Source organism: Brevundimonas sp. UYEF29, from assembly GCF_040546195.1.
Classification (GTDB): domain Bacteria; phylum Pseudomonadota; class Alphaproteobacteria; order Caulobacterales; family Caulobacteraceae; genus Brevundimonas; species Brevundimonas huaxiensis.
This window is the reverse complement of record NZ_JBEPNH010000001.1, coordinates 510,051-523,488: the sequence shown is the minus strand read 5'-3', so window position 1 is coordinate 523,488 and position 13,438 is coordinate 510,051. Positions and strand designations below refer to the sequence as shown.

Sequence of the window (13,438 nt, the reverse complement as noted above, 5' to 3'; positions counted from 1 at the left end):
ATGATTACCGTCGCGATGATTCAGTGGCGGTCTGACGACCCAGGTATGGAATCCTCGAACCAGACCGGTGGGTCATCAAAAATACCTACCTCGTTTCAAACAGACGAAGATCAGCGACTGAACCGCCCAGGCTGGGGTGCCCTTCAGGGCGGCGGGCGAGCGGACGGCTTCGACCGCCGAGGGGAGGGCGGGCAGCCCCGTAGGCCTACGGGGCGAAGGGGGTGACGGTCTAGGGCAGGATAGGCTTTGCGCCGGCAATGTCTGACAGACCCGCTCCCCGATGGACCGCTTCACCCTTCGCCTTCCGCCCGACCTGGCTCGCCGCTTCGACGCGGCGGCGGTCGCGCGCGGCGGACGGTCCCGCTACCTGCGTGCGCTCATGGAAAGGGCCGCGCAGGCGCCCCTGCCGGCGTCCGAGCCGGCCTCGCCCGGCGCGAAGTCGGCCAAGCTGACGCTCCGATTGACTGCCGATGACATGGCGATGCTGGAGGCCGAGGCGGCCCGCGCCGGGCTGATGCGGACCCAATGGGCGGCGGCCCTGATCCGCCGTCGGCTGCATGGGCGGTTGCAGCTGACCCCGCCGGAAGCGGTCGCCCTGATCGGCGTCCGGCGCGAGCTCCACCGCATCGGCGTCAACATCAATCAGATCGCCCGGGCCCTGAACACCGCTGTCATGGAGGGCGCCGTCCTCGACCTGGAGGTGGCCCAGCTGGCCGCCTTCGCATCCGAGATCCGGGGCCACCTGGGCGGCCTGGACGAGGCCTTCGCCGGCAACCTGGCCTATTGGTCCGCCGAGCCATGAGCGACTTCCGCCGACCGCTCGGGTTCGAGGAGGTGCTGCGTCCGCCCATCGACATCCGCCGGGCGCGCATCACCCAGGCGGTGCTCCGGCCGCCCGGACGGGCCGGCGATGCGGCCGCCTATGCGCAACTCGCGCGGATCATCCGCCGGGCGCCGGAGGTGGTGGTCAAGATCACCGGCACGACGATGGACGCCGGACATCTGCGACACCACCTCGACTACATCAGCCGCAACGGCAAGCTGGGGCTTGAGGGGCCGGACGGCGAACGCCACGAGGGACGGGCGGCGGTCCATGATCTGGCAGGGGCCTGGGCTGCCGAACTGGCCCTGGAGCCGGGCCGGCGGCGCGACAGCCCCGTGTCCCGCTCCATCGTCCTCAGTATGCCGGCGGGCACCGATCCGATGCGGCTGCACGACGCCGCGCGCGCCTTCGCCAAGGAGACCTTCGGGGAGCGGTTCCCCTATGTGTTCGCGCTCCATGACGAGGACCGCCAGCCCCATGTCCATCTGACCGTGCGGGTGCTGGGCGCCGATGGCCGCCGTCTCAATCCAAGGAAGGCGGACCTGGCGCTGTGGCGACAGACGTTCGCCCAGGCCCTGCGCGATCGCGGCGTGGAGGCCGAGGCCAGTCCGCGGCGCGCGCGCGGCGTCATCCGCAAGGCGGAGCGGACGCCGGTGCGCAAGCTGCGGGAGCGGTTCGCCGATGGAAGGGGGGCTGCACCGAAGGTGCTGGTCGGGGCCGTGCGCGATGCGATCGATTGGCGTGCCAAACAGGTGCCTTGGGACACGGCCTTGAGGGAACGGCAGCGCCGCATCCGTCGCGCCCTGGCGGCCGAAGCGGTCGCGCTCTCTCGGTCCGATCGCGCCGAGGATCGCATCCTGGGCGCGGCCCTGGCGGAGCATGTCCGGGCTCTGCCGAAGGTCGAGATCCGCGCTGAGCAGTTGGCGCGCATGGGCCAGGAACAGCACGGCGATGTTGGACGGAAGCGATGATCGACCCGCCGATGGAGGGCGTGTGGATTGAACCGGTATCCCATTTCGACCTCGAACAGGATTCGCTCAGTTGGGCGAATCGCGTGACCGAAGGACGAAGGCGCAATCGGGGGATCGTGACAGCACGCATGGACGGCAGCTTCGCACCACTGACAGTCGCAGCCTACGCGGACCAGGCCGCCAAGACAGATCGGGGCGTCGAGGGTCAATCGTTGGCGTTCCCGCTGCTCGGCTTGTTTGGCGAAACGGGGAGTCTGCTGAGCGCCCTGAAAAAGAAGCAGAGAGACCGGGCGTCGTCTGTGGCCTATTCGGACGCCGTCGCCGAGGAACTCGGCGATGTCCTTTGGTATCTCGCCGCTATCGCGCGACGGGGCGGTCTAAGCCTCAGCGCCATCGCCGCCCACCTCTACCGCAAGGATGGGCAATGGCTGAACAAGGATGACCCGGCCCTCACGTTTGAGGCCCTTCAGCCGCATACGATCGTGCGGACCGCAGCGCCGCTTCCCCAATTCGAGGAAACGCTGCTTGCACTTGCGGCCGAAGTCGGCGCGATGGTGGCCGATCATCAGAACGCCGCCCTCGTGCCGGGCGGGGAGGCTTTGGCGCGGCGGCTGACCAACGTGTTCAGACTGCTGTTGAAGGCCTCCCGGGAAGCCGGGCTCACGCTGGAAGGCGCGGCGGTCAAGAACCGGCATAAAATCTTGGGGCGCTGGCCAGAGGAGAAAATCTATCCGGCCGCCCCCGACGCCGACAAGGATTACGACGAGCAGTTGCCGCGCCAGATGGCGATAGAGATATTCGAGAAGAGCGTGGGCGACCGTCCCTTTGTCTTCCAGCGATGCAACGAGCTCTTTATCGGCGATCGCCTGACGGACAACGCCCACGAAGCCGACGATTACCGGTTCCACGACGTCTTCCACTATGCGTTCGTGGCCGTGCTCGGCTGGTCTCCGGTCGTTCGCTCGCTCCTTCGCCTCAAGCGGAAGAGCGACGCCAAACTTGATGAAACCGAGGATGGCGCTCGCGCCATCCTGATCGAGGAGGGCATTTCGACCTGGGTGTTCAGCATGGCGCGTCCGCTGGACTATTTCCGCGGCATGAAGGCCGGCGAGTTGCCGCTCGACCTGCTGAAGCAGGTCCACCAATTTGTCCAAGGCTATGAACCCCAGGACTACCCCTTGTGGCTCTGGGAGGAGGCGATCCTGCAGGGATATGCGGCGTTCCGCTTTCTGCAGGAGCACCGGCGCGGCCTGGTCACAATCGATTTCGGGAATCGGCAACTGCGTATAGAGCCGCTCGCGTCATGACCCCGTCCGAGTTCGTGTGCGCCCTAGAGGCCGCCTCCTTACCCAACGTCTTCAACCCCTGGCGGGACCATTGCGCCGTGCATGATCGCGGAGACGCCGCAGCGCTCCGTCGTGAGAACCTCCGGCTATTCCTCGAGCGGGCGATCGCAACAGAGGTGTCTACCATGTGGGTGGGGCGCGATCTCGGCTACCGGGGGGGGCGTCGTACTGGGGTGCCTCTCACCGACGAAGTTCACCTCGCGTCTGCCTCGATGCTGTTGGGGGACATCGATCTGGTCCGGGCGACAGAAGGACCCATTATGGCGGAGCGGACGGCCGCAGTGGTGTGGCGCGTGCTGGAACAGGTGCGCCAGCCCGTGGTCCTGTGGAATGTCTTTCCCTTCCATCCCCACCAGGCCGACGATCCGATGTCGAACCGATGTCATACGCGAGCCGAACGCGATGAGACCTGGCCGCTGTTGGAGGCGCTGATCGAGATGGTCCAGCCACAACGTATTGTCGCCATCGGCCGGGATGCGAGCGTCGCCCTCGCTGATCTCGGCGTCACTGCGGAGCCCGTCCGCCACCCGAGCTACGGTGGTCAGGCGGAGTTCATGGCGGGGATGTTTGCTCTCTATGCGCCGTCGTTGACTGGCTTGCCTCTCCTTGATGACCAGGACCGTTCCTCAGTCCGTCACTAGGGCATCGCAAGCGGTCAGCAGCGCCTTGATCTCCGCGACGGAGGTCTGGCGTTTCTGGGCGTCCCTGGGCTGATCGGCGCAGGCGTGGGTCGACACAACCGTCAGAGCTCCCACCTGGACGCCGGATTGCTCGGCGACGAAGGCCATCAACCGGCCCAGGCCGATCAGATTGCCGAGCAGCTTCTCGACGTAGAAATGGTTGCGGTAGAGAACCGTAAGGTCGAGCTTGTCCACGGCTCCAGCCTTGCGCAGCTTGAAACTGCCGTGGCTTAGACATTGGCCCCCATAGGGGGACCGGGTCACGTCCCGGGTCGGGTCGAAGGTTTGTATCTCGAATTTGTTCCGGGCGACGACCTTCGGGTCTGAGATCCGGTCGATGATGTCGGCAAGCTGGTTGACGACGGCGCCGTCTGGCCCGCGCAGATGAATCATCCGCTCGAAATAGTAGCCGGACCAGGGCCCGCTCTTCCCTGCGGCGCGAAGGACCTTCGTCATGAAGGCTTCGTAGAGGTCCGGCCCAGGGTAACGCCGAGAGAGGGCGGCCGGGAACAAGGTGTTGGCGACCGTCTCGACAGGTTTTACGTTCTTGGACCGCAGGAATTCATCGACCTTGCGAACCACAGGATCGGCCAGGGTTGCTCCGGCGGTTGGATCGGCGATGTCGAGAATGACGTTATGCGCCTCCATCCCCTGGGCGATGACCGCCCGAAGCGCCTCGCGCCATGTGGTGGCGCAGTCAGGCTGCGATGGAATGGGAAGATACATTCTCATCCTCATTCAGGAGGGCCATGCCAAACAGGCGGGCTGTGACAAAATCGGCGGTGAGCCAGGCGTGTCCAGCTGCGCCCCAAGATTCACCCCAACTGTTACGCACCAGGACGGCAGCCTTGCCGTCTACGGCGCCGTGGGCCACCGCGAGAACCGCATGTCTGAGCGTCGGGTCGGGCGCCTCGTCATTGGCGGCCTCCACCAGGCCTTGGACGGGACGGAAAAAGCTGGGCGAAAGGGTCATCAGGAGCAGGACCGGCTTGCCGGCATTGAGCAGGTCCGTGAGATGAGACCAGCCCGGCGTAACGGCGGAGCCCGAACGCTTGAAGACGTCTTCGGAAAACGACGGCGGCGTCCACGCGCCTGACCCGATGGGAGTCTCGGCGAGATAAGGCCATGCCGCTTCGATAGGCTGGCCGTCGAGCGTGAGCGCTTCGAGCATGGAAGGCAGGGTCGCCCCCACCGACGGCGGGCGGCCAGCGCGACGCTGGGCATGAAAAAAGGCCGCCTCGCACGACAACGGATCCCATCCGGGTCGGATGGCCGCATGCAGATCGCTCGCTGCGAACGCCAAGCAAGTCGGCCGGGGCCCTTGGTCCCTGGCGGAACCCAACCGGGCCCTCAGGTCCGTTATGAAGACGATGGAATGGCTCATGCGGCCGCCAGGCGTTGGCGACGCTCGGCGCGGGACAGGCCGATCTCTTCCGGCCCCGTCAGGTCGAAGGGAAGAGTCAAAGTCGATAGAGGCGCGGCTGGCAGCCAAGGGCGGCGTTGTTCGAGCTGCAGTAGTCCGTGCGCATCCTCATCGGGCACAGCCAAGACACGGCGGGTATTGGGCCCGCCGATTCCCCCTTCATCCACACTGAGTCGGCTGTCGCGCACGATGCTGAAGCCGCTCTCCGCGAGCGTGTCGAAATCCCAGAGGTAGCCGGCAGCGCCCAACTCCGGCAGTTTGACGACGAATAGGTCGTTGCGGCTTCCGTCGATGCGGCCGCCCTGGTCCTTTTCGGTCAGGAGCCAGACATCACCGTGGTAGCTCGGCGGGGTGAAGTCCTCGAGCAGGCTGGCTTTCAGCGCCCGAGGCTGTGTCCGCAAGAGCGCCGCCCGGCGGCCCGCATTGAGCAGGCCGTAGCGCTCGAGGGTCCACACGGTCGCCTCGTAGCTCGCGCCGATCCGAACCGAGAGCTGGTAGACATTGTCGGCCTGCTCGAGATGCGGAACCCGCCAACCCTGGCGCGCGCAATGGGCGAGGATCAGCCACTTCGGCATCATCAAGGCGACAGCGAAAGCGTCCGCCTCTGTCTCCTGAAAGCCTGTGCGCGCGTCTTGTGCGCGCGGCGCTCGCCGCAGAATCTGGTCTTCGTCGTCCAGGCTGGGTTCGTGATCCAGAAGGCAGTGACCCAACTCGTGCGCGGCGGTGAAGCGCTGGATGCTCAACGGCCGTTGGGTGGTGACCAGGATCCCAGGCGTGGGAACCTTCAGGAAGGCGCCCAGGAGCCCCTTCAACGGGCGCAGCATCAAAGGCAGATCGAGCTCGGCGATGATCGCGAAGATGTCGACGGCGCCGGGCTCGGCTTCGAGCTTGGCTTGCCAGTCGAGCCGTCGCAGCAGCTTACTCGCCGCCGCGGTCCCATTTCTGACTGCCTCTGCATAGGTGCGCGCCAAGAGTCAGACCTTGTCGAGTTTGGCGCGGGTGCGCAGATAGTCCGCAAAGCGGGCCAGTTCTTGCCGGTCGTCCTGCGACAGGTCGGCAGCCTGACGGGCGAGATGGGCGACATCGGGGGGAAGATCACGCGCTTGCTCTTCCTCGCCCGTCAGATAGCCGATCGACTGGCGGTAAAGCCTGGCCAGCCGAGTGAGTTCGATCGCCTCGACCTTGCGCTGCCCAGTCTCAATCCCCGTCAGGGCTGTTCGTGGCAGCTTAAGGTAGGCGGCGACCTCGTCCTGCTTGAGGCCCAGGTATTCCCGAGCTTCGCGTAGGCGTTCGCCAAGGCTCTTGCGCGCCGTCTCGTCGTCGAGATCGGTCATGCCTTCACCGGATGGCGTTTGGCCCATGCGGCTTCGATACGCGGCATCATGTGCTTCATGGCGGCGTCGATCGAATCATACCCCCCAGCCTTGACGATGTCCTTGGGCTCGAAGCCCAGAATGTCGTCCAATGCGCAGGTGATGGCGACGACCGTCAAGGAATCCAGGCGGATGTGCATGGTCCTCAGCGCGGCCGGCTGGGTGGGGAGGGGAATGCCCTGAATCTGGGCTTCTCCTTCCACCAGCAGGGTGAGTTCGGCGAGCAAGGCGTTCGACACTTCCTGGAGAGGAAAGGTCTTGACCTGAGTCTCTTCGTCAATCTGGGTCATTGGGGTATCCAAAATCCGACACGACACCAATGTAATGTCTGAAAATCAGACATTCAACTGCTTCCCATGATTTTCCTGCGGGCGTTGGCCGGCTAGGCGGTGGGCGCGTGGATCAGCGCCGCCTCATCGGTCCAAGGCCGGGTTTGCCTCACAACCCCCTACATATGGGTGTTAGGCGCAGATGCGGGCCTTAAGCGCCCACATAAGGGTGCTTGTGAAAGGCCTGTTCAGAGCGTGGCGTCACCGATCACGACCTCGGTCAACAGGTGGAGTTCGATCTTCTTGGTGGTGAGACGGGGCGAGGCCCACCCGCGCGGCGGCGTGGGCGATCAGCCGCTGCTGGGCTTCCGGATCGGCGATCAGGGTCCGCACCACGGTCGAGGCCATGCGCAGCCGGTGTTCCATCTGAGTCCGGCCGTGCGGCAGGCCGGCCGCCCCTCGGTCCCGGTCGCGCGGGCGGTAGCCCTGCACCTCCAGCCCCATTGCGCGGGCCTGGACCCAGACTTCGCGCCGGAACCCTTCTTCGCCCTCGACCTTCAGCCGGGACCAGCCGCGATGCTGGGCGACCTTGAGCATGTCGGCCACCGTGTCCGGATAGGTCCGGTCGGCGCTCAGCCGCCGGCCCGCGTCGCGGAAGGCCGGATCGGCGGTGCGATGGTCGCGGTAGAACCGCTCCGGTCGTCCCCTCAGGTCGCGTTCGATCAGATAGCGGTCCAGCAGGGTCTGCGGCACGTCGCCCTTGGCGACCGAGCGGGTCTGGGCCTCGCCGGACCGGGCGCGGTCCGGCCCGATCCGGTTGGCGGCCGGGCCGTCCTGGGCGCGGTCGCGCGGCGGAGTCGGATCGGTCATGGTTCACGCTCCTGATGTGACGACGGCGGCTCCGCCATGATGCGGTCGAGCCAGTCGCGGACCTCGCCCTCCGAGGCGCCGTGGGCGGGTGGCGACAGCCCCTCTTCGGCGAAGGCGCGAACGATCGCGTCGAACTCCATGTCGGCGTCCTCCTGAGGTGGCGATGAAATCGGGAAGACCGGCGCGGGAGCCGGCCGCGGCGGCGGCGGCGGCGCTTGGGCGATCTCCGGCGGCGGTCGCAGGCGGCGGCGGAACGCCGCCTCGCGGTAATAGACGATCTTGCGGCCGCGCACCGGCGGCGTGCCGGCCTTGAACACCATCAGCACGGACCCCGGCAGTTGGAGAAGTTCCTGCGGCAGCATCAGCGGCCGGCGCTGCTCCGAAGTGGTCAGGGTGCGCCGCCCAGGCCCGAGCGCGCGCGGCCGGCTGCGGCTCTGGGCGCCATAGGTATAGGCGCCTAGCCGTTCGCTGAGTTCCTGGGCCACCTTCAGCTCCTTGGGGGCGAACACCACTTCGACGCCGCAGTTGGCGAGGATGTCCTCGGCCAGGTCCGGCCCATAGAGGCCGCGCAGCTGCGACGGGCTCTGGATCACCGGCAGCAGCCGCAGCCCATAGCCGGCCACCCAGGAGAAGGCGTGGGCCAACACGGGCGCCGGGCCGAGCCGGGCGAACTCGTCCAGGAGGACGAGGACGGGTTTGTCGTCCGGGCCCGGCAGGCTGCGGCTGTTCAGGTCCACCAGTTGCTGGAACAACAGGCTGTAGAGCGGAGCGACGCGCAGCAGGTTGTCGGGCGTGGCGCCGAGATAGAGCGACATCCGGCCCTGGCGCAGGTCGCGCAGATCGAAGTCGCTGGCGCTGGTGGCGGCGTCCACCGCCGGGTTCAGCCACAGGCCCATGCGGGTGGTGATCGACTGGCGGATGGAGGCGAAGGTGTTTTCGCTCGACGTGCAGAAGTCGTTGAGGGCGGAGACGCACGGCGCCGGCAGCGGATCGCCGGCTTGGCGGCGCGCTTCGATCGCCTTGGGGAAACGCCGGCGCGGATCGTCCTCGGTCAGCTGGCGGAAGATTTCGCCCAAGGTGAACGGCAGGGGCGGACTGGCCGCCACATAGGCGCCCACGCCGATGAAGCCGGTCCGGGCTGCTTCCGCCCAGAAGGGATCGGCGTGATCGTGGCCCGGGAACAGCATGGCGGCCATGCGCTGGAGTTCGTCCAGCACCGCGATGGCGTCGGCGCGGTGGATATGACCCAGCGGATTGAAGCGGGCCGTGCAGCCGTCCAGCGCCAGGGGATCGAACAGCAGCACGCGCTGGCCGCCCTCGGCCCGATAGCCCGCGGTGGCGGCGAAGTTCTCGCGCTTGATGTCCAGCGCCACGACCGAGTGCGGCCAGGCCAGGAGGTTGGGGATCACCACCCCAACGCCCTTGCCGGTCCGGGTCGGGGCGTAGAGCATCACATGCTCCGGCCCGTCCGAGACCAGGAAGCCGCCGCCCGACGCATGGCCCAGCAGGATTCCTGCGGAAGCGCGCAATCCGGCGGCGCGCTGTTCGGCCCCGGTGGCCCAGCGGGCCGCGCCATGCAGCGGCCGGCGCCGGGAGAGCGCAACAGCCGCCGCTGTCAGGAGGACGAGCAGGCCGGTCGAGGCGCCGCCGATGGTCAGCCAGCGCCGCACCTCGGGATCGCCACGATAATACCAGAACCAGGCGGGCGCCCGCAGCGGATCGACGTCGCCGGAGAACTGGCCGAGGCCGACCAGGGCGATGGTCCCGCCGCCGACCGTCACGAACAGCAGGGCGGCGAACAGGCCGAAGGCCAGCTTTAAGGCGTCAGGCCCCGGCGCGGCGCTTGCGAAGCGGCTCATGCCAGACCTCGGTCATGCGGAAGCGCCCGTCGATCTTCTTCATCTGCACCACAACATCGATCAGCAGATGCAGCAGGGCGCGGATGTCGTCGCGGGGCAGATCGCGGCCGCCTTCGGATTCGCGCACCAGCAGGGTCAGCTGTTCGAAGGCCAGGGCCGCGGAATCCGCGTGGACCGTGGTGATCGAGCCCGGATGGCCCGAGTTGACGTTGCGCAGATAGAAGAAGGCCGTCCCGTCGCGGAGCTCTTGAAGCAGGATGCGGTCCGGCCGCATCCGAAGCGCGCTCTCCAGAAGGGCCTTGGGGCCGACCGGGGCCAGGCCCTGACCGTCCTTGGAATAGATCATGGGGACGACGTTGCGGTGGGGCGCGACCAGTTCGCGGGTGTCCTCGATAGTCAGCAGCCGTTCCTCGGCCGGGATCAACTCAACCAGGCCCTTGGCGAAGGTCGTCTTGCCCGAACCCGTGGCGCCGGAGACCAGGATGTTGCGCCGGGCCTCGACGGCGAGGCGGAAGAAGGCCGGCCAGTCGCCCAGGTCGCGCAACCGGATCAACTCCGCGTCAATCGCGTCCGTCTCGCCCTCGCAGGCGACGGCCGTGGTCTCGAACAGGCCGCCGGCCCGGAAATCCTCCAAGGTCAGGCACCGCCGCGAGGGCTTGCGGATGGTCAGGGACACCGTGCCCTCCGGGGCGACCGGCGGCAGGACGATCTGGCAGCGTTCCTCGCCAGGCAGGACGGTCGAGCAGATGGGCCGATCCGCGCCCACGTCCTGGCGGGTGTAGGCCGCCGCCGCCACGGCCAGGGTCCGCAGCCAGGGTTCGGACAGTTGCGGCACGTCGCGCCAGACCCAACGGCCGGACCGTTCGACGCCGACCTCGCCGGGCCGGTTGACCACCAGCTCGGTGACGTCGTCGGGCTCCAGCAGCGGCCGCAGCGGCGTCAGATAGTGGTCGAGGACAGCGGTGTCGCCCATCAGCGCGGCCTCAGGCGATAGACGGAAGCGAAGTCCAGGTCCTGGGCCACGAAGATGGAGACCTCCGATCCCTGGTCCTTCCGGAGCGTCGGCGGGATGCCGACCGAGTCCTGCAAGGCTACCGAGGCGGCTTCGGACGGCGCGCGGACCACGGACCGGTCCGTCCCCGCATCGACGGCGGTATAGGCCGCCCCATCGACGATGCTGAGGACGAGCGCGCCGCCGAACCGCTCCCAGAAATGGCTGTCGATCCGGCCGTCGAAGCCGGCGCGGCCGAGCGCGTCGGCGGCGGGCGACGCCAGGGCGACGGCCACCCCTTCCGGCGTGACGGCGCGGGTCCACAGCACGAACAGCCTTCCGCGGCCGCGCTGGAGGCCGGCGCGGTATTCGCCCAGGACGCGGGCGCCACGCTCCATCAGCACGACCGAGCCGTCATCGGAATAGACGTTGCGCGGGATGACGCAGCTGACATAGCCCGGTGTGGCGCTGTCCATCGCCGTCTGAAGCACGCACGGGACCGTGGTTCCGGCAGTGATGAGGAAGCGCCGATCCGGCAGACGTCCCGCCCGCGCCTGTCCGATCGGGCTGACCTGACGCAACCGGTCCAGGGCGTTCGGCTCGCCGGGACCGGCAGGCTCGACCATCGGCCCGTCACCGAAAGTCGGGCGCGCGGCGCCGCCGCCCGATCGGCTATAGGCCAGCACCGGCGCCCGCTGGGCGCTTTCCGCCAAGGTGCGGCGCTGGTCCTCGGGCGACGGGCCGCGCGACTCCGGGGAGGCGGAGGCGGCCCCGTCGATGGCGGGCACCACGGGCTCGCCGGTCAGCGACGGGGCGTTGGGGTCTTCATATTGATCGGACAGCAGCGGGTCGGCCGGGCGCCGGGCGGGCTCGAAGGGCACGAACTGCCGCGCCGGTTCGTCCGGCGCCGGGCGGTCCCGACGGTCGCCCTGGTCCCAGGTGGCGAACAGGAAGGCGCCGCAGCCCGCCGTCAGGGCAGCCAGGGTGATCCAGCGGCTGCGCGGTCCGCCCAAGCGGCCGGCGATCGGCGAAATGGACCGGTCGGCGGGGGCCGCCTTCGGCTCCGGCATCCGGGGTTCGGGCGCGTCCCGGTCGCGGCGGGGTTCGATCGGGTCGGTCATGCCGCGCCTCGCGCCGGGAGGCGATCGACCTGGGGCGAGGCCGTGCCGGTTCCCGTCGCCCCGGCGCGGTCGTCGAAGGCCTCGTTGAAGATGCACAGCACCGCCTGGCCGCGTCGCAGCCGCAGACCCCGGACGACGCCGTGGATGACCACAAACTCGCCCCGCACGTCATAGGGCACCAGCCGTTCGGTCTCGCCGTCCACCTCGAACAGGGCCGGGATGGCCTGGCCGCCGGGGAACCGCAGCACCGTGAAGCGGCCGTTGTCGCTGACCTCGCTGGGCTGGAGGGCGGCGTCGCCCTGGACCGAATAGGCGAGGTTGCGCGGACCCGCGACGGCGCCGTGCGCCAGCTCCAGTCCGATGAGGCGGTCTTCGGCAGAAGTGGCGGCCCGCGCCAGGGCCGCCTCGGCGGCGGCGCGCTCGTCGTCCGGATAGCGGAAGCGGGCCTGATAGACGGCGCCGGCGCCGCCCCCGGCGGTGAGCTCGAACGCATAGTGGCGGATCTCGCCGCCCCGTTCCGTCACCACCAGCAGATTGGTCGGGGCGTGGCGTTCGCGGGGTTTGAGGAACAAGACCGAGCCCTCGGCGGCCACCTCCCAGGCGACGCTGTCGCCGATGGCGGCGTGCCGGATGGTCTCGTCCGGCGAAAAGACGATCTGGGTCGCGGTGCGGAAGGCGCCGTCGATGCGATAGACGGCGCCGGGCGCATAGGTCAGGTCGCGGATGCGACCGTCCTGGGCCGCGACGGGCGCGGCCAGAACGAGGACGGATGCGCCGAGCAGCGCGGCGAGCGGTCTCATCGGATCACCTCCGGATCGGAGCGGTAGGAGAGCACCTGGAAGCCCAGGGGATTGCGCAGCCGGTCGGCCTCGGTCATCGGCGCGCGGGTGTAGGCAAAGGCGATGGTGGCGATCCAGTCGCTCTCCTCGACCTGCTGGGCGCGGCGCACCGTCCGCCGGTAGCGGACGTTGGCGACCTCGGGATTGATGAAGCCGACGGCGCGGATCGAGACCGAGGCCTCGGCCGCCCGGCCATAGAGGTTCTGCGGACTGTCCGGATTGGTGCCCCGGAACCGGTCGGCCCAGCGCCGCTGCTCGGTCGGGCCTGATAGGATGGAGACCAGGCGGAAATTCTCCTCGGCCGCCGTGTCCAGATAGCCCTCGCGGGCGCGGACATATTGGGCGAGGAAGTATTTGCTGACCGCCTCCTCGTAGCGGACCGGGCCGGTCTCTTCGGAAAGGCCTCGCGCCAGATCGACCGCGCCGGTCGCCTGATCCACCCGGATGACGAAGGGCTCGACCGTCTTCAGCGGCGTCAGGCCGGCGACGGCCAGGACGGCCGCGATGGCGAGGCCCCCGGCCGTGGCGGCCACGGTCCAGGCCAAACGCTTGGACCGCACGGCCGAGGCCAGCCGGTCCTGATCCCAGCGCTTCGCCTCGGTGAAATAGCGCTTCAGGTCGTCGGACGGGACGCCGCTCATACGCAGCCTCCCGTCGCGCTGTCAGTTAGGGGCTCAGCGAGCTCTGCGGGATCGACCGCAGGGCCGACCGGCTGTTCCGGCGCCGGAGGCGCGGCCGGCAGGAGCACCGAGCCGTGGGGATTGGCCGGACGGCGGGCCTGACCGTCGCAGACCGGCAGGCGGTCCGCCGTCAGGCTGGCGCAGCCGCCGACGAGCGGCAGGAGGGCGGCGAGCAGGAGGAGTTTGCGCATGG

16 protein-coding genes are annotated in these 13,438 nt (G+C 68.4%); 4 read left to right on the top strand and 12 right to left on the bottom strand.

The window, feature by feature from the left end:
• Nucleotides 1-280: 280 nt before the first annotated feature.
• Genes mobC through ABIB58_RS02720 form a run of 4 tightly spaced genes read left to right on the top strand, consistent with a single transcriptional unit; the run spans nt 281 to nt 3,781 of the window.
• The gene (gene mobC, locus ABIB58_RS02735) at nt 281-802 is read left to right on the top strand and encodes a plasmid mobilization relaxosome protein MobC (protein ID WP_354038941.1); all 522 of its coding nucleotides are present in this window, start codon (nt 281-283) and stop codon (nt 800-802) included.
• Nucleotides 799-1,794 carry a relaxase/mobilization nuclease domain-containing protein gene (locus tag ABIB58_RS02730; RefSeq protein ID WP_354038939.1) on the top strand — a complete coding sequence of 332 codons (996 nt, stop codon included), beginning with the start codon at nt 799-801 and terminating at the stop codon, nt 1,792-1,794. Before mobC ends, ABIB58_RS02730 begins: the two co-directional genes overlap by 4 nt.
• Nucleotides 1,791-3,101: a nucleoside triphosphate pyrophosphohydrolase family protein gene (locus ABIB58_RS02725; protein ID WP_354038936.1), complete on the top strand. Its 1,311-nt coding sequence runs from the start codon at nt 1,791-1,793 to the stop codon at nt 3,099-3,101. The genes ABIB58_RS02730 and ABIB58_RS02725 overlap by 4 nt, the downstream gene beginning before the upstream one ends.
• Nucleotides 3,098-3,781, top strand: coding sequence for a uracil-DNA glycosylase (locus ABIB58_RS02720; protein ID WP_354038934.1), 684 nt, complete (start codon nt 3,098-3,100; stop codon nt 3,779-3,781). Before ABIB58_RS02725 ends, ABIB58_RS02720 begins: the two co-directional genes overlap by 4 nt.
• Here ABIB58_RS02720 and ABIB58_RS02715 read toward each other — a convergent pair.
• From ABIB58_RS02715 to ABIB58_RS02660, 12 genes are all read right to left on the bottom strand, one after another.
• Entirely contained in the window at nt 3,767-4,546 is a 780-nt protein-coding gene (locus ABIB58_RS02715) for a thymidylate synthase family protein (protein ID WP_354038932.1), read from the bottom strand. The two genes, ABIB58_RS02720 and ABIB58_RS02715, sit on opposite strands and share 15 nt — an antisense overlap.
• The gene (locus ABIB58_RS02710; RefSeq protein WP_354038930.1) at nt 4,518-5,123 is read right to left on the bottom strand and encodes a C1 family peptidase; all 606 of its coding nucleotides are present in this window, start codon (nt 5,121-5,123) and stop codon (nt 4,518-4,520) included. The genes ABIB58_RS02715 and ABIB58_RS02710 overlap by 29 nt, the downstream gene beginning before the upstream one ends.
• Before the next feature lie 77 nt (nt 5,124-5,200).
• Nucleotides 5,201-6,214 (bottom strand): ImmA/IrrE family metallo-endopeptidase, encoded by a 1,014-nt coding sequence (locus ABIB58_RS02705; protein ID WP_354038928.1) that lies wholly within the window; start codon nt 6,212-6,214, stop codon nt 5,201-5,203.
• A 3-nt stretch (nt 6,215-6,217) separates the two neighbouring features.
• On the bottom strand, nt 6,218-6,577 hold the full coding sequence (locus tag ABIB58_RS02700; RefSeq protein ID WP_354038926.1) for a helix-turn-helix domain-containing protein: 360 nt from the start codon (nt 6,575-6,577) through the stop codon (nt 6,218-6,220).
• On the bottom strand, nt 6,574-6,906 hold the full coding sequence (locus ABIB58_RS02695; protein ID WP_288758060.1) for a hypothetical protein: 333 nt from the start codon (nt 6,904-6,906) through the stop codon (nt 6,574-6,576). Before ABIB58_RS02695 ends, ABIB58_RS02700 begins: the two co-directional genes overlap by 4 nt.
• Nucleotides 6,907-7,146: 240 nt before the next feature.
• Entirely contained in the window at nt 7,147-7,755 is a 609-nt protein-coding gene (locus ABIB58_RS02690; protein WP_288758059.1) for an LPD7 domain-containing protein, read from the bottom strand.
• Nucleotides 7,752-9,614, bottom strand: coding sequence for a type IV secretory system conjugative DNA transfer family protein (locus ABIB58_RS02685; protein ID WP_354038924.1), 1,863 nt, complete (start codon nt 9,612-9,614; stop codon nt 7,752-7,754). The genes ABIB58_RS02690 and ABIB58_RS02685 overlap by 4 nt, the downstream gene beginning before the upstream one ends.
• The gene (gene virB11 / locus ABIB58_RS02680) at nt 9,580-10,587 is read right to left on the bottom strand and encodes a P-type DNA transfer ATPase VirB11 (protein ID WP_288758055.1); all 1,008 of its coding nucleotides are present in this window, start codon (nt 10,585-10,587) and stop codon (nt 9,580-9,582) included. Before virB11 ends, ABIB58_RS02685 begins: the two co-directional genes overlap by 35 nt.
• Nucleotides 10,587-11,726, bottom strand: coding sequence for a type IV secretion system protein VirB10 (gene virB10 / locus ABIB58_RS02675; RefSeq protein WP_288758053.1), 1,140 nt, complete (start codon nt 11,724-11,726; stop codon nt 10,587-10,589). Before virB10 ends, virB11 begins: the two co-directional genes overlap by 1 nt.
• Complete coding sequence (locus ABIB58_RS02670; RefSeq protein WP_288758052.1) at nt 11,723-12,526, bottom strand: TrbG/VirB9 family P-type conjugative transfer protein; 804 nt, start codon at nt 12,524-12,526, stop codon at nt 11,723-11,725. The genes virB10 and ABIB58_RS02670 overlap by 4 nt, the downstream gene beginning before the upstream one ends.
• Entirely contained in the window at nt 12,523-13,206 is a 684-nt protein-coding gene (locus ABIB58_RS02665; protein WP_288758050.1) for a VirB8 family type IV secretion system protein, read from the bottom strand. The genes ABIB58_RS02670 and ABIB58_RS02665 overlap by 4 nt, the downstream gene beginning before the upstream one ends.
• Complete coding sequence (locus tag ABIB58_RS02660) at nt 13,203-13,436, bottom strand: hypothetical protein (protein WP_288758049.1); 234 nt, start codon at nt 13,434-13,436, stop codon at nt 13,203-13,205. Before ABIB58_RS02660 ends, ABIB58_RS02665 begins: the two co-directional genes overlap by 4 nt.
• Nucleotides 13,437-13,438: the final 2 nt, after the last annotated feature.